The sequence below is a fragment of the Blautia massiliensis (ex Liu et al. 2021) genome (assembly GCF_052064225.1).
In the GTDB taxonomy this organism is placed as follows: domain Bacteria; phylum Bacillota; class Clostridia; order Lachnospirales; family Lachnospiraceae; genus Blautia_A; species Blautia_A fusiformis.
Genome location: NZ_JBQHWA010000008.1, coordinates 107,182 through 120,996, shown reverse-complemented (window position 1 = coordinate 120,996; position 13,815 = coordinate 107,182). Strand labels below are relative to the sequence as shown.

The 13,815-nt window shown below is 44.6% G+C and carries 18 protein-coding genes and 1 riboswitch; of the genes, 11 read left to right on the top strand and 7 right to left on the bottom strand.

Annotation, left to right across the window (positions count from 1 at the left end):
- Window positions 1-100 precede the first annotated feature (100 nt).
- The 7 genes from ACTNDQ_RS04930 (at window position 101) to putP (ending at window position 5,491) form a co-directional block, all read left to right on the top strand.
- Window positions 101-226 carry a hypothetical protein gene (locus ACTNDQ_RS04930; protein ID WP_279198682.1) on the top strand — a complete coding sequence of 42 codons (126 nt, stop codon included), beginning with the start codon at window positions 101-103 and terminating at the stop codon, window positions 224-226.
- Window positions 211-1,668, top strand: coding sequence for an ABC transporter substrate-binding protein (locus tag ACTNDQ_RS04925; RefSeq protein WP_441063970.1), 1,458 nt, complete (start codon window positions 211-213; stop codon window positions 1,666-1,668). Before ACTNDQ_RS04930 ends, ACTNDQ_RS04925 begins: the two co-directional genes overlap by 16 nt.
- Window positions 1,669-1,682: 14 nt before the next feature.
- Window positions 1,683-2,468: an ABC transporter ATP-binding protein gene (locus ACTNDQ_RS04920; RefSeq protein ID WP_279198683.1), complete on the top strand. Its 786-nt coding sequence runs from the start codon at window positions 1,683-1,685 to the stop codon at window positions 2,466-2,468.
- Window positions 2,461-2,583: a hypothetical protein gene (locus ACTNDQ_RS04915; protein WP_441063967.1), complete on the top strand. Its 123-nt coding sequence runs from the start codon at window positions 2,461-2,463 to the stop codon at window positions 2,581-2,583. The genes ACTNDQ_RS04920 and ACTNDQ_RS04915 overlap by 8 nt, the downstream gene beginning before the upstream one ends.
- Window positions 2,567-3,382, top strand: coding sequence for an oligopeptide/dipeptide ABC transporter ATP-binding protein (locus ACTNDQ_RS04910; protein WP_441063965.1), 816 nt, complete (start codon window positions 2,567-2,569; stop codon window positions 3,380-3,382). Before ACTNDQ_RS04915 ends, ACTNDQ_RS04910 begins: the two co-directional genes overlap by 17 nt.
- Window positions 3,379-3,726, top strand: a complete 348-nt coding sequence (locus ACTNDQ_RS04905; RefSeq protein ID WP_441063963.1) for a hypothetical protein — start codon at window positions 3,379-3,381, stop codon at window positions 3,724-3,726. Before ACTNDQ_RS04910 ends, ACTNDQ_RS04905 begins: the two co-directional genes overlap by 4 nt.
- Before the next feature lie 232 nt (window positions 3,727-3,958).
- Complete coding sequence (putP, locus tag ACTNDQ_RS04900) at window positions 3,959-5,491, top strand: sodium/proline symporter PutP (RefSeq protein WP_110103526.1); 1,533 nt, start codon at window positions 3,959-3,961, stop codon at window positions 5,489-5,491.
- 114 nt (window positions 5,492-5,605) lie between these two features.
- On the opposite strand, the gene folK is transcribed toward putP, so the two are convergent.
- The 6 genes from folK to ACTNDQ_RS04870 form a co-directional block, all read right to left on the bottom strand.
- Window positions 5,606-6,436 carry a 2-amino-4-hydroxy-6-hydroxymethyldihydropteridine diphosphokinase gene (gene folK, locus ACTNDQ_RS04895; protein ID WP_279198814.1) on the bottom strand — a complete coding sequence of 277 codons (831 nt, stop codon included), beginning with the start codon at window positions 6,434-6,436 and terminating at the stop codon, window positions 5,606-5,608.
- A gap of 9 nt (window positions 6,437-6,445) precedes the next feature.
- A complete protein-coding gene (gene folP / locus ACTNDQ_RS04890; protein ID WP_092070547.1) occupies window positions 6,446-7,252 on the bottom strand; it encodes a dihydropteroate synthase in 807 nt (268 codons plus the stop codon).
- Between the two features lie 11 nt (window positions 7,253-7,263).
- Window positions 7,264-7,740 carry an HD domain-containing protein gene (locus ACTNDQ_RS04885; protein ID WP_441063959.1) on the bottom strand — a complete coding sequence of 159 codons (477 nt, stop codon included), beginning with the start codon at window positions 7,738-7,740 and terminating at the stop codon, window positions 7,264-7,266.
- Complete coding sequence (folE, locus tag ACTNDQ_RS04880; RefSeq protein WP_015524935.1) at window positions 7,740-8,297, bottom strand: GTP cyclohydrolase I FolE; 558 nt, start codon at window positions 8,295-8,297, stop codon at window positions 7,740-7,742. The genes ACTNDQ_RS04885 and folE overlap by 1 nt, the downstream gene beginning before the upstream one ends.
- 144 nt (window positions 8,298-8,441) lie before the next feature.
- Window positions 8,442-8,538, bottom strand: a riboswitch (THF riboswitch).
- A 219-nt stretch (window positions 8,539-8,757) separates the two neighbouring features.
- On the bottom strand, window positions 8,758-9,033 hold the full coding sequence (locus ACTNDQ_RS04875; protein ID WP_015524936.1) for a hypothetical protein: 276 nt from the start codon (window positions 9,031-9,033) through the stop codon (window positions 8,758-8,760).
- Window positions 9,030-9,386: a hypothetical protein gene (locus ACTNDQ_RS04870; protein WP_278795848.1), complete on the bottom strand. Its 357-nt coding sequence runs from the start codon at window positions 9,384-9,386 to the stop codon at window positions 9,030-9,032. Before ACTNDQ_RS04870 ends, ACTNDQ_RS04875 begins: the two co-directional genes overlap by 4 nt.
- A 105-nt stretch (window positions 9,387-9,491) precedes the next feature.
- Between ACTNDQ_RS04870 and ACTNDQ_RS04865 the strand changes: the two genes are divergently transcribed.
- Complete coding sequence (locus ACTNDQ_RS04865) at window positions 9,492-9,626, top strand: hypothetical protein (protein ID WP_255363762.1); 135 nt, start codon at window positions 9,492-9,494, stop codon at window positions 9,624-9,626.
- Window positions 9,627-9,645: 19 nt separating this feature from the next.
- On the opposite strand, the gene ACTNDQ_RS04860 is transcribed toward ACTNDQ_RS04865, so the two are convergent.
- Window positions 9,646-9,945 carry a hypothetical protein gene (locus ACTNDQ_RS04860; RefSeq protein WP_092070538.1) on the bottom strand — a complete coding sequence of 100 codons (300 nt, stop codon included), beginning with the start codon at window positions 9,943-9,945 and terminating at the stop codon, window positions 9,646-9,648.
- A gap of 174 nt (window positions 9,946-10,119) precedes the next feature.
- Between ACTNDQ_RS04860 and ACTNDQ_RS04855 the strand changes: the two genes are divergently transcribed.
- From ACTNDQ_RS04855 to tyrS, 3 genes are all read left to right on the top strand, one after another.
- Window positions 10,120-11,388: a cell wall hydrolase gene (locus ACTNDQ_RS04855; protein ID WP_441063955.1), complete on the top strand. Its 1,269-nt coding sequence runs from the start codon at window positions 10,120-10,122 to the stop codon at window positions 11,386-11,388.
- A gap of 77 nt (window positions 11,389-11,465) precedes the next feature.
- A complete protein-coding gene (rnhA, locus tag ACTNDQ_RS04850) occupies window positions 11,466-11,954 on the top strand; it encodes a ribonuclease HI (protein ID WP_278795860.1) in 489 nt (162 codons plus the stop codon).
- Window positions 11,955-12,566: 612 nt separating this feature from the next.
- A complete protein-coding gene (gene tyrS, locus ACTNDQ_RS04845; protein ID WP_015524942.1) occupies window positions 12,567-13,793 on the top strand; it encodes a tyrosine--tRNA ligase in 1,227 nt (408 codons plus the stop codon).
- Window positions 13,794-13,815: the final 22 nt, after the last annotated feature.

Genomic DNA, 13,815 nt, shown 5'->3' with positions numbered 1-13,815 from the left:
AGCAGTATTGGTGTCATGGACGCACCCTGAAAAAAGGCGGTATCCCGCCAGATTTCAGATGCTCTGGTAACTAAGTTGCCGAGTAGTTCACGAGGATGAAATGAGAAATAATGTAGTTAAAAAAGTGCTGGCTGCTACACTTGCATGTATGATGACCTTTTCAATGGCAACAGTGGCTCAGGCAAAAGGTGACAAAAAAGTGATAAGGAGATCACCATCGGAGTAACAAGCTTTGCAGATACACTGGAGCCGACAGAGCAGTATTTCAGCTGGGTTGTATCCCGTTATGCGATCGGCGAGTGCCTCACAAAATTCGATGAGAACGGTGAGATCGTTCCATGTCTTGCGGAAGAGTGGGAAAACAGTGACGATGGAAAAACATGGACCTTCAAGATCCGTGAGGGCGTAAAATTCTCCAACGGTGACGATATGACACCGGAAATGGTAAAAGCCTCCATCGAGCGTACCGCTGAAAAAAGTGACCGTGTTCCGGAATTCTTTGATCTTGACAGCATCGAGGTTGACGGACAGAACCTGATCTTCCACCTGAACAGAGCAAATGCAAACATGGCCGGATGCCTTGCAGACCCGCTGTTTCTGATCGTAGATACAAATGTAGATGATTCTACATTTGCCATGGAAGGACCGATCTGTACAGGACCTTACGCAGTAGAGTCTTTCAGCCCGACGGATTCCTGTATCGTAGTAAAAAATGAGAACTACTGGGATGGAGAAGTTCCCCTTGATAAAGTTACACTGAAATGTGTGGATGATCAGACAACACGTTCCATGGCTCTTCAGACAGGTGAGATCGATATCGCTTACAACCTGAAAACAGAGAACCTGGTTGAGTTTGAGGGAAATGACAATTACGACATCCAGGAGCTTCAGTCTCTTCGTTCCACCTATGCATTCATGAACCAGAACGAGGATCATGCACTCAGCGATAATGCTCTTCGCCAGGCACTTCTACGTGGTCTTGACAAGGAAACATACTGCAACACTCTTCTTGAGGGTGGTGCAACAGCTGGTAAAGCACCGGTTCCTCCAACACTTGACTTTGGATTCGATGATCTGAAGGATGAGAATTCCTATGATCCGGACAGCGCAAAGAAGATCCTTGATGAGGCCGGATACAAAGATGTTGACGGTGACGGATTTGTAGAAACTCCTGACGGAGATCCTCTTGTTCTTGATTTTGTTATCTACACAAGCCGTGCCGAGCTTGGTGTATACGCACAGGCAGCACAGGCCAGTCTGAAGGAGATCGGTATCAACGTAAACCTGAATACAGTAAGTTATGAGACACTTCTTGACATGAGAGATTCCGGTCAGTATGACCTTCTGATCTGGAACGTGCTGGTAGCAAACACTGGAGACCCTGAGAACTACTTAAGAGAGAACTGGTACAGCTCCTCTGCAAACAATACTGCAGGATACAATAACCCGGAGGTTGACAAGCTTCTTGACGAGCTTACGCAGACATTTGATGAGGACAAGAGAAAAGATCTCATCATCGATATTCAACAGGATATCATGGATGATGCTGCAACTGTATTCTTTGGTTATGAGACAACCTACCTCTTCTCCAACAAAAAGGTAACAGGTGTTAAGATGTATCCAATGGATTATTACTGGCTGACAAAGGATATCACTCTTGCCGAGTAAAGGAGCGTTTATTTATGCTTGAGATCAAGGATCTTTCCGTTCAGTACGGAAAACAGGCACCTACCATTGAACATTTCAACCTTTCCATGAAGAAGGGTGAGATCATCAGTGTGGTAGGCGAGAGTGGAAGTGGAAAAACAACCGTGATCCGTGCTGTCCTCGGCGCACTTGCCGGAGGTGGCCGGGTCAGCACCGGAGATATTCAGTTTCACGGACATTCTCTGCTTTCCAATACAAAGGATGAATGGAGAAATTTAAGGGGTACCCGCATTTCCATGATCTTCCAGGACTGCGGCGGAACCCTGAACCCTATCCGTAAGATCGGAAGTCAGTATGTGGAATATATCTGTACACATACGGATGTATCCAAAGCAGAAGCATGGAAGAAAGGCTGTTCCATGCTTCAGAAAATGCGTCTTCCTGACGCGGAAAATATCATGAAAAGTTATCCTCACCAGCTTTCCGGTGGTATGCGCCAGCGAGTTGGTATTGCCATGGCCATGACTTTTAACCCGGAGCTGCTTCTTGCAGATGAGCCGACCAGTGCGCTGGACATTACTACACAGGCACAGATCGTACGCCAGATGATGGAGCTTCGCGATGATTTCGGAACCGGTATCATCATTGTTACCCATAACATTGGCATAGCAGCCTATATGGCTGATCAGCTTGTTGTTATGCAGAACGGAAAAGTTGTGGATCAGGGAACACGAGATGAGGTCATGGAGCATCCGACCAGTGACTATACAAAGAAACTGCTGGCTGCAGTGCCGGAAATGGAGGGACAGCGTTATGTTTAAGGAATCCGATATCGTACTCAGTGCAAAACATATCGTAAAACAGTTCCCGGCTTCCGGCGGCAGAACTTTAACAGCCTGCAACGTCAACCTTTGTCCGCATGGTCATTTCTCTTGACAAGCCGACCAGCGAAGAGATCCTTTACCATGGAAAAAACCTCTCTGATCTTTCCAAAAAAGAAACCTGGCTGAACCGTCAGAACATGCAGATGGTCTTCCAGGATCCGTTGGCGTCCTTTGACCCGAAAATGAAGATCGTGGATATTCTCACAGAACCCCTGATCAATTACGGAAAGCTGAAAAGAAGCGAAAAGGAATCCAAGGCCAGAGAACTCCTGAAAATGGTAGAGCTTCCTGAAGATTTTACAGACCGCTATCCACATAACATAAGTGGCGGACAGCGTCAGCGTATCAGTATTGCCAGAGCACTTTCCCTGGAACCGGAGATCCTGATATGTGACGAGGCTACCTCTGCACTCGATGTTTCCGTACAGGAATCCGTGATCCGTCTTCTGGTGCGTCTCCAGAAGGAGAAAAACATCAGCATGCTTTTTATCTGCCATGACCTGGCTCTGATCCGTTCCTTCGCTCATCAGATTGCTGTCATGTATCTCGGGAATATCGTGGAGGTAATTCCGGGAGAGGATGTTACGGAAAAGTCTCTTCATCCATATACACAGGCTCTTCTGGGGGCACAGTTTTCCATTCATATGGATCAGAACAAAAAGATCGAGAGCATCGAAAGTGAGGCTCCCAGCCCTCTGGATGTTCCTCATGGCTGTCCATTCCAGAATCGTTGCGAACACTGCATGGAGAAATGCAGGACGATCCGTCCTGTGCTCACAGAAGTAGGGTCCGGACATGAAGTAGCCTGCCATTATGTAACGGAAAATAAGAAAAGGCACAAAACAGTATGATTTTTAAAAACTTTAAAGTACTGGGCATTCTGTTGTTGCTGCTTGCCGTTTTTACAGTTGGCGGAAAAAAAGTTTCTGCTGCTGTCGAAGACGGAGATATCCAATATACAATAGGTGTTGTAGTATATAATCAGGACAGCCCGGAAATGAACATGTTCATGAACTATTACAGAGAATACATCGCGCTGACAGGTGGTTCCTCCGCAGGAAACTACATGCATCTTCAGAAAACGATCGGTGTTCTGAAAGCTCTGGCTGAGAAGGAGGGGCTGACTTATTCCGAGGATGTTGAGAAGCTTGCATATACAGTGGAAGATGTGCAGAAGCGTATGGAAGAAAAATAAACAGAGATTTTGAAAAAGAGCTGGGCCGCCTTATATGGTTCAGCCCTTTTTCTTCATATAAAATACTTTTTTATGTAAAAAAACAAAAAATCCTCTTTACTTTCTAAAGTTAATATAATAAAATCTATAAATATGTGTAAAACTGGTTTAAAAGCAGAAAGCATGGGGATGCATAAGCAAAATCCCTCATGTTTTGTGATTTTAAAGCAGAAACTTGGAAGGGAGAGAAACAATGACAACAGCACATATTTGTATAATGGCAGCCATTATCGTCTATCTGGGTGCAATGATCTTTGTAGGTTATCTTTGCTCCAAGAACAATAATGACAGTTCTGATTTCTATCTTGGAGGACGAAAGCTTGGTCCACTTGTCACAGCTATGAGTGCAGAGGCTTCTGACATGAGCAGCTGGCTTCTGATGGGCCTGCCGGGACTTGCTTATCTTACCGGTATTGCAGATGCAGGCTGGACAGCCATTGGCCTTGCAATCGGAACTTACGTAAACTGGAGGATCGTGGCAAAAAGAATCCGCCGCTACACACATGTGGCAGGAAATTCCATTACATTGCCATCCTTTTTCAGTAATCGTTACAGAGATGAGAAAAAGATCCTGCAGTCTATCGGAGCGATTTTTATCGTGATCTTTTTTATTCCGTATACAGCTTCCGGATTTGCAGCCTGTGGTAAACTTTTTGCAAGTCTCTTCGGTGTAAAATATCTGCCAGCTATGATCATCAGTGCACTGGTCATCGTTGGATACACCACACTGGGAGGATTCCTGGCAGCATCTACCACGGACTTTATCCAGAGTATCATCATGTCCATCGCTCTTGTGATCGTATTTGTATTCGGGATCAGCACAGCAGGTGGTATTGAAGCAGTTGCAGACCATGCAAGATCACTGCCCGGATATCTGACTATGTTTACTACATATGACCCAACAACCGGAACAGAACAGGCATATCCACTGCTTAATATCATTTCCATGCTTGCATGGGGACTTGGATATTTTGGAATGCCGCATATTCTTCTTCGTTTCATGGCGATCGAAGACGAAGAGAAGCTTACACTTTCCAGAAGAGTAGCAACTACATGGGTAGTGATCTCATTGGCAGTAGCAGTACTGATCGGTGTGGTAGGACTTGGAATGACAGCAGCAGGAGAGTTTGACCTTCTGGAAGGCTCCGCATCTGAGACAATTATCGTTCAGATCGCAGATCTTCTCAGTAAACATGGTGTAATTGCAGCAATCCTTGCAGGACTCATCCTTGCAGGAATCCTGGCATCCACCATGTCAACTGCAGATTCTCAGCTCCTGGCAGCATCCTCAGCAGTTTCTTCCGACCTTCTCGGAAGTATCCTGAAGGATAAAGAAACAAAAAAAGAAAGCATGGTAGCCGATAAGATCACGCTTCTTCTCATCGCAGTAGTAGCCATGTTTATTGCCCGCGACCCGAACAGTTCTGTGTTTACTATCGTATCCTTTGCCTGGGCAGGCTTCGGAGCCGTATTCGGCCCGGTGGTACTTCTGGCATTGTTTTGGAGACGTTCCAACTGGCAGGGAGCCCTGGCAGGAATGATCTGTGGCGGTTCCATGGTATTTATCTGGAAATACGGAATCAGCACGCTCGGCGGCGCCTGGGGAATCTATGAACTTCTTCCCGCATTCCTGGTGGCCATTGCAGCAAACATCATCGTCAGCCTCATTACCAAGGCACCATCCAAAGAGATCACTGACGAATTTGATCTGGTAAACCAGAAATAAAATATTTTTCGATAATAGTCAATAATTCACACTGATACAAAACAAGCCCGATACAGATTGTAGTAAAGATATCTGTATCGGGCTTGTTATCTTTTTATTATTTAATAAATAAAGTCACACCGCCAAAGTTTTTCCCTCAAGCTTTTTTAACAACTGCTCCATTGTTAAATTCAACACCGGATGCCGAAGATACGGTGCGATCTCCACCATAGGCTCCAAAACAAAATCCCTGTTTTCCATATCAATATGAGGCACATGTAGTTCCACTGTATCAATGATCTCATTATCGTAAAACAGAATATCCAGATCCAGTGTCCTTGGTCCCCAGTGAATGATCCTTTTCCGGTCCGCAGCCTGTTCCAGCACATGCAGCCTGTCAAGAAGCTCCTCCGGAGAAAGCAGCGTCCGTACTCTTAACGCTCCGTTGAGAAACTCATCCTGCTCCACATCCCCGTAAGGCTCCGTTACAAGATACTCGGAAACCTTTTCAACAACAATCTCTTTCATATCCCGAAGACCCTGGATCGCATTGTCCAGGTATTTCTTCTTATCCCCCATATTGGAACCAAAAGCAATATAAGCCGTATGCCAGCCTCGGGTAATTTCCACAGCAACGGTTTTCAGCGGAAGGCCTACCGGAGCCCAGGGCTTTTCAATACGGAGGGTGATCTTTTTAAGAAGAGGGAGAGAAAGCAGCAGCGTCTCTGCCAGATTCTCCACAGCAGCCTCCAGAAGTTTATAAGTATTTTTCTGAAGAAAATCGGTGATCATATGACTGACTTCTCCATAATTGATGGAAGCAGAAAGATCATCTGTCAGCCCTGCCGGACGTGTTTCTGTATACATAACAGCAGAAACAACAAATTTCTGTCCGAGAGCTGTTTCTTCCGGAAACACACCATGGTTTGCAAAAATCTCAAGATCTCTGATTTCGATTTTATCCATCAGTTCCTCCTAACGTCCCAGAATAGCTTCTGTCATCTGGATGACGCGTTTATTTTCTTTGATGTCATGAACACGGACAAATGCACAACCCTTCATAACACCAATCACCGATGTGGCAAGAGTTCCCTCTACACGCTGATCTACAGGAAGATCAAGGGCAAGTCCGATCATGGATTTTCTGGAGGTACCAAGAAGCACCGGATATCCCAGCTTCCGGAAAAGCTCCAGATTATCCATGGTCATCAGGTTCATCTCATAGGTTTTACCAAATCCGACACCAGGATCAAGGATGATCTTATCATCGGCAATACCGGCACGTTTGGCAATATTGACACATTCCTGGGTTTCTGCCAGCATATCCACAATAAAATTATTGTATTCAGTATTATCTTTGTTATGCATCAGACAGCAGGGAGCCTGATATCTGGCAATGACAGGAGCCATTTCAGGATCATATTTCAGTCCCCAGATGTCATTGATAAGATCTGCTCCGTGTTTCAGGGCTTCTTCCGCAACACATCCCTTATAGGTATCTACAGAGATGGGGATATCAAAACGCCCTTTTACTGCTTCGATAACAGGAAGAATACGCTCGATCTCCTCCTGTGCGCCAACCGGTGTATGCCCCGGACGTGTGGATTCCCCACCGATATCAAGAATATCAGCACCTTCGGCGATCATAGCTTCTGTATGTTTCAGGGCATGATCCATATCGTTCCATTTTCCGCCATCTGAGAAAGAATCCGGTGTGACATTTAGGATACCCATAATATATGTTTTGTTTTTTACATCAAACTCACGATTTCCGATTTTCATGGAAAAACCTCCTAATATTGGATCGTCATATTTTTTTTAGCAGAAGGCCAGTAACATTCCGGCTCTGCTTTACAGGAAAAACAGTTTCTGGAGCTTTTGTCCGCAGTATAGAGCAGTTTTCCAAGAACTGTCGGATCCGTCTGAGCTCTGTGACCACGTATTGCCGCAATGATCGCTTCCATTTCTTCCATAGAAAATCCAAGCTCGTTTAAGATCTGTCCTGCGATAGCAGCACCGGCCTCATCATGAGGAGTGCCATCTTCATACTGTCTGGCCCGTCCGATATCGTGAAGAAGGGCAGTACAGTAGATCAGTTCCTTTGAAACAGGAGCATTTTCCTCAAGTGCCCGGATATAGGCAAGGCGTGCCACATCCAAAAAATGCTCCGGTGTATGTCTACAGAATTCACGGTCAGTCTCCAGAAGCTGAAGCTTATTAAGCTCATTCTGATAGAGCGGATGATTCCAGATCTGATTCACTCTGTCCATCAGTCCTTGACCATAGCAAGGAACTGTTTCTGAAGCTCCATATTTTCTTTAAATTCACCTCTGGTAACAGTCGTAACCGTTTTGCTTCCCGGCTTTTTGATTCCACGCATGGTCATGCAGGTATGCTCCGCTTCCAGCATAACCATGATTCCCTTAGGAGCGAGAACACGTTCCAGCGCATCTGCGATCTGCACAGTCAGACGTTCCTGGATCTGCGGTCTTCTTGCATACACATCAACGGTACGGGCCAGCTTGCTTAAGCCGGTAACCTTGCCATTTGGGATATATGCGATATGAGCTTTACCGTAAAAAGGCATAAGATGATGTTCACACATGGAATAAAAGGTAATATCCTTTTCCAGAACCATTTCATTGTTCTCTACATGAAACTGTTTCTGAAGATGTTCATCCGCTTCATTATCAAGTCCGCCATAAATTTCCTCGCACATGCGGGCGATACGTTCCGGAGTTCCCTGCAGTCCCTCTCTGTTTACATCCTCGCCGATTCCCTCGAGAAGAAGCTTGATCGCCTCTTCAACTTTTGCTTTGTCTACCATAAATAACAACCTCCATTTGTTAAAAAAATCACGTTTTTCGGAGACTGTCTCTTTTATTTTTGCGCATAAAAAAAGATATCTCCAATTGTAATAGAACGTATGTCGAAAAAGCCCTACACAATATGAGATATTCTCTTATATTGTTGCAACGGGTGCGGATTTCATACCGTAAGACGTACTTTTCGTTCTGGCGACAACTCCCCATTCGCCAAACACTTGACGCATAAAATCCTATTTTGCATATCATTCATTTCACGGACAAGTATACCATATACTGATATAAGAAGAAAGGGAAAATGATAAAAAAATATCACAAAAATAGGGAATATGTTCTATGAATTATGCGATAGAATCTATGGATATGTCAGATTTTTGCAGATTATATTCCGACAAATATAAAAAGAATTACAAAGTAGAAAATCCCGGAACAGAAAACCGCTGTTCCGGGATCACAGAGCTGTTAATGACGTATCATTTTCATCAGATTCACAATTCTGTCAAGCTTAGCTGCCTCTGCCGGACTTTTCCCCATTTTCAGAACTTCTATGATAGTGGAGATCTCATCAGAGCTGAAATTTAAGCCCGCATTTTTTCCTTTAGAAGCTGCGCCCATGATAAAAGGCAGAAGTTCGGACGGATTTTTCCCCAATCCCTGATCTGCCAGTCCCTGAAGCATGGAAAGCTTCTGAGGGTCCATTCCGGAAAGCCGGGGATTATTTTTCCAGTCATCGCTCATGGATTCTCACCTCCTGACGAATCTTCATTCATGATCTGAAGCATCTGGATCGTAGCCATAAGACTGGTGATATGATCGATCTGACGGCGATTTTCTCCGCCACAGCACTTACGTATATCCTGCAGCATTTCCAGAGGATCGGTGCCGGAAAAACCGGTAGCCTGCAGATCGGCTGTTCTACGGCTGCTTTGAAAAAGCGACATGGTATTCTGAAGTTCCCGGACTTTCGTATACACAGATAAAAACCGCTGCCCGGAAGAAGGAAGGTACGGGATCATTGCTTTCAGCATCTGATCCTGGTCACTTTCCACCATTTCATCCAGAGCAGTACGTGCGATAGGCTCCTGTTCCATAAAAAATCCTTTTTCCTGAAATCTATGAATTTGCAGAAAGAAATATGACAGAAACCTTCTCTGGTCATATTATATATAGAAGAAATTTTTCAAAGGAATGTGATTATGGAATCTGAAAAAAAACAGGAACTTGTCATTGATGGAAATTCTTTTTATGAGATAGATCTGAAATGTCTGGAAGAGAAAAAACAGAAACAGGAGGAAGCAGAAAAACGGCAGCAGAAAAGGCAGAGGAAATGACCTCTGCCTTTTCAAAAGATCAGCAGCAATTGTTGCAGCCGCATCCATTTCCGCACAAAAGCAGAAGAAGGATGATGATCCAACAGCTGTCGTTGCAGCCGTTGTTATTACAGCCACAGCCACTGTTGTTTCCACAGCAACACATCAGACAGATGATCCAAAGGATACAGGAGCAGCTGTTTCCACCGTTTCCAAACAGGGAAGTTCCGCAGCCATTATTACAGCCACAGTTATTGTTACATCCACATCCTGTGCTGCATCCGGAATCACAACCACATCCGCAATCACATCCACAATTGGTAGCCGCTAAATCACTCATCGATAAGTCCTCCAGCAAATTTTATTTACACTTCATCATATGGCAGGAGTCCGTCCACAGTTACAAAAAAGTTGACAGTGTTTATTCATTACGATATAATAAACGAAATGTAACATTTTTGTAATTTTTGAGACAAACTAGCTTTTATATCTAAAACAGGAAATGGGGAAAATTATGAAGAGTTTCAGAACAAAAAAATGGCTGAAGGGTCTGATGCTTGCCATGCTGCTGATCGTGGGAAGCACAGTCTTTTCTGCTTCTGCAAAAGAGGTACAGGCTGCCACTGCAGGCTTTAAAACTGTCGATGGAAAAACATACTACATAAAAAGTGATGGGAGCAAGCAGAAAGGCTGGCTGACCCTGGGCGGATACAAGTACTACTTTAACACAAAGACCGGAGTACAGGTAAAGGGCTGGATGAAGGTCAATGGCAAATATACCTACTATTTTACAAAAGGCAAGGGTGTTATGGCAACCGGCTGGATGAAAGATTCCAAAGGCCATAAGCGCTATTTCAACCCCAAAACAGGTAAGCTTACCACAGGCTGGGTAAACTGCAGCAAGGGAAGGAAACGTTATTTCACAAAAGGCGGAGGCATTATGGCAACCGGCTGGCTCACCAACAGCAAAGGGCAGAAACGTTATTTTTACAAAACTTCCGGTTATATGGCAACCAAATGGGTAAAAAACAAATCCAAAAATATCAGCTACTATTTTGCCACCAGTACCGGTTATATGTATACTGGTCTGAAGACGATCGATCAGAAGAACTATTATTTTAAATCCAACGGTGTCATGGCAGTAAGTACCTCCGTAACAGTGAATGGAATTACATACTCCATCGCAGCAGACGGTGTGGCCACTGCGAAGACTACCAAACCAAATGTAAATGTCAGCAATGGAAATGTCAAAGTTTACGATACCAAAAACAGCAGATATTACACTATGGTAAAAGAATATAAGAGCCATCCTGGAATAGCCAACGGCAAGACATCCGATGAAGCACTGCTGGCCGCACTTTGTGAATCGGAGGCAGGCGATCAGGGCAAGATCGGAATGGAAGCAGTAGCACTTTGTGTTCTGAATCGTACGATCAAATCAGACAAGGAATTTCCATCTACGATACGAGGTGTGATCTATGAGAATATCGGAAGCAGCACAACCCCACAGTATTCTGTAGTGCGGAACGGGGCCCTTCTCAAACGTCTCAATGGTCAGTTTGAAAACCGTACTCTTGCTTATCAGGCTGCAAGAGAAGCAATGACTATTTTCAATAAACATGTCACTTCCGGCAAAGCCAGAACACTCAGAGGATTTAAACAGAAAGATTTTAATTATATGTATTTCATGATGACCAGCTATTTCTGGAACCAGAATCTGAATTTCAGCAAAGTGAAATATGAAACTTATAAAGGCCATACATTTTTTGTAGACTGGGTATAAGCAACATAGTCTCCGGCAGTAATCTTTGAACAAACAGGCGTATGGACATAAAATTGAAAATTTAAGGAGAAGCAAATATGCAGGTAAAAATCTATACGGATGGTGCAGCCCGGGGAAATCCGGATGGACCGGGAGGCTACGGAGCAATTCTTCAGTACATCGATACCAAAGGCCAGTTACATGAACGTGAACTGTCCAGAGGCTACAAAAAAACCACAAACAACCGGATGGAACTGATGGCAGCCATCGTAGCACTGGAAACACTGAACCGCCCCTGCCAGGTGGATCTGTATTCCGATTCCAAATATCTGGTAGATGCTTTTAATCAGCACTGGATCGATTCCTGGCTGAAGAAAAACTGGAAACGTGGAAAAAACGAAGATGTGAAGAACGTAGATCTCTGGAAACGCCTTTTAAAGGCCAAGGAGCAGCATCAGGTAAGCTTCCACTGGGTTAAGGGACATGCAGATAATCCGTTAAATGAACGGTGTGATCAGCTTGCCACATCAGCGGCAGACGGCAATGACCTTTACGTAGATGAAGGAATAAATGGCTTACAGAAATAAAAGTTCCACTTATCACTCACAGAAAACCCGAAACATACCGCGCGAATTTATGCGATCAGCGTAAATTCTGTGCATCGCGAAGCGTGTTACTGAGAACAGAGTAAAAAGTAACATTCTGCCACTTTAAGTTGTCAAAGCAATATTAAAATTTCTTGACAAACAAAAAAGCAGTTTGTATACTTCATATAGTATAGTAAAAGGCTTGGAAGGGAAAAAGTAGCTTGAGGAAAACCCCACAGAGAGCAGCCGGCAGGTGAGAGGCGCAGGGTAGAACTTTTGTGAATACATCCCGGAGCTGCGCACCGAATCGGGACTTGATACTGTAAATTATAAACTTTATAATAATAACGTATTATAGATAGGCTGCGACGGAATGGCACCCGTTATTGTGCTGAAGTGGTTTTATATCTTGATATATATGGATATAACGGGATGTAGATTCACTTTATGAGGCAGGAAATGCGAGTTTTCTGTAAATTTAGGTGGTAACACGGGACCCGGTTCTCGTCCTAAACGGACAGGAACCGGGCATTTTTATTTTTTACGCTGATACTGTAAATTATAAACTTTAATAAAAGCGTAAACATAAAAGCTATACAGGAGGAAAGAACAATGACAGTTTGGGAAGAACTGAAAGCACGTGGCCTGATCGCACAGGTTACAGACGAAGACGAGATCAAAGAGATGGTAAATAACGGAAAAGCCACATTCTATATTGGCTTTGACCCTACAGCAGACAGCCTTCATGTAGGTCACTTCATGGCTCTTTGCCTGATGAAGAGACTGCAGATGGCAGGAAATCGTCCGATCGCCCTTCTCGGCGGCGGAACAGGGATGATCGGTGACCCGTCCGGAAGGACCGATATGCGTCAGATGCTGACAAAAGAAACCATCCAGCACAATATTGACTGCTTCAAGCAGCAGATGAGCCGTTTCATCGATTTCTCTGATGGAAAAGCTCTTATGGTAAACAATGCTGACTGGCTTATGAACCTTAACTATGTAGAGCTTCTCCGTGAGGTAGGTGCTCACTTTTCCGTAAACCGTATGCTGACAGCAGAGTGCTACAAACAGCGTATGGAGCGAGGCTTAAGCTTCCTGGAATTTAACTACATGATCATGCAGAGCTACGACTTCTACATGCTGTACCAGAAATACGGCTGCAACATGCAGTTCGGTGGCGATGACCAGTGGAGCAACATGCTTGGCGGTACCGAGCTGATCCGCCGTAAGCTTGGCAAGGATGCCTATGCCATGACCATCACACTGCTTCTCAATTCTGAGGGCAAGAAGATGGGAAAAACACAGTCCGGAGCTGTATGGCTTGATCCGAATAAGACATCCCCGTTCGATTTCTACCAGTACTGGAGAAATGTAGACGATGCTGACGTTATCAAATGTATGCGTCTTCTTACTTTCCTTCCTCTTGAGGAGATCGACGAGATGGCCAAATGGGAAGGCAGCGAGCTGAACAAAGCCAAGGAGATCCTTGCATACCAGCTGACAGAGCTTGTACACGGTGAGGAGGAAGCCAAGAAAGCACAGGAGGGTGCCCGCGCACTGTTCTCAGGTGCAGATACTTCTCATATGCCTACAACAGAGCTTTCAGAGGAAGATTTTGACGAGGAAGGAAAAATCGACCTGATCACACTTCTTGTAAAAGCAGAGCTGGTACCAAGCCGTTCCGAGGGTCGCCGTGCGATCCAGCAGGGTGGTGTATCCATCGATGGTGAGAAGCTCACCGATATTTACCATACGGTTGAGAAGGATGCTTTTGCAGGGGACGGGATCGTTCTGAAACGAGGCAAGAAAAAATTCAAAAAGATCTGTGTAAAATAATTTCCCATATCTGTGACATTTC

Coding starts and splice junctions, on each gene's coding strand:
- ACTNDQ_RS04855 (WP_441063955.1), top strand. CDS start 10,120: ATGAAGAGTTTCAGAACAAAAAAATGGCTGAAGGGTCTGATGCTTGCC.
- ACTNDQ_RS04905 (WP_441063963.1), top strand. CDS start 3,379: ATGATTTTTAAAAACTTTAAAGTACTGGGCATTCTGTTGTTGCTGCTT.
- folK (WP_279198814.1), bottom strand. CDS start 6,436: ATGGATAAAATCGAAATCAGAGATCTTGAGATTTTTGCAAACCATGGT.
- ACTNDQ_RS04870 (WP_278795848.1), bottom strand. CDS start 9,386: ATGGAACAGGAGCCTATCGCACGTACTGCTCTGGATGAAATGGTGGAA.
- ACTNDQ_RS04885 (WP_441063959.1), bottom strand. CDS start 7,740: ATGGACAGAGTGAATCAGATCTGGAATCATCCGCTCTATCAGAATGAG.
- ACTNDQ_RS04875 (WP_015524936.1), bottom strand. CDS start 9,033: ATGAGCGATGACTGGAAAAATAATCCCCGGCTTTCCGGAATGGACCCT.
- putP (WP_110103526.1), top strand. CDS start 3,959: ATGACAACAGCACATATTTGTATAATGGCAGCCATTATCGTCTATCTG.
- ACTNDQ_RS04915 (WP_441063967.1), top strand. CDS start 2,461: ATGTTTAAGGAATCCGATATCGTACTCAGTGCAAAACATATCGTAAAA.
- ACTNDQ_RS04860 (WP_092070538.1), bottom strand. CDS start 9,945: ATGAGTGATTTAGCGGCTACCAATTGTGGATGTGATTGCGGATGTGGT.
- rnhA (WP_278795860.1), top strand. CDS start 11,466: ATGCAGGTAAAAATCTATACGGATGGTGCAGCCCGGGGAAATCCGGAT.
- ACTNDQ_RS04910 (WP_441063965.1), top strand. CDS start 2,567: ATGGTCATTTCTCTTGACAAGCCGACCAGCGAAGAGATCCTTTACCAT.
- ACTNDQ_RS04920 (WP_279198683.1), top strand. CDS start 1,683: ATGCTTGAGATCAAGGATCTTTCCGTTCAGTACGGAAAACAGGCACCT.
- folP (WP_092070547.1), bottom strand. CDS start 7,252: ATGAAAATCGGAAATCGTGAGTTTGATGTAAAAAACAAAACATATATT.
- folE (WP_015524935.1), bottom strand. CDS start 8,297: ATGGTAGACAAAGCAAAAGTTGAAGAGGCGATCAAGCTTCTTCTCGAG.
- tyrS (WP_015524942.1), top strand. CDS start 12,567: ATGACAGTTTGGGAAGAACTGAAAGCACGTGGCCTGATCGCACAGGTT.
- ACTNDQ_RS04865 (WP_255363762.1), top strand. CDS start 9,492: ATGGAATCTGAAAAAAAACAGGAACTTGTCATTGATGGAAATTCTTTT.
- ACTNDQ_RS04930 (WP_279198682.1), top strand. CDS start 101: ATGAGAAATAATGTAGTTAAAAAAGTGCTGGCTGCTACACTTGCATGT.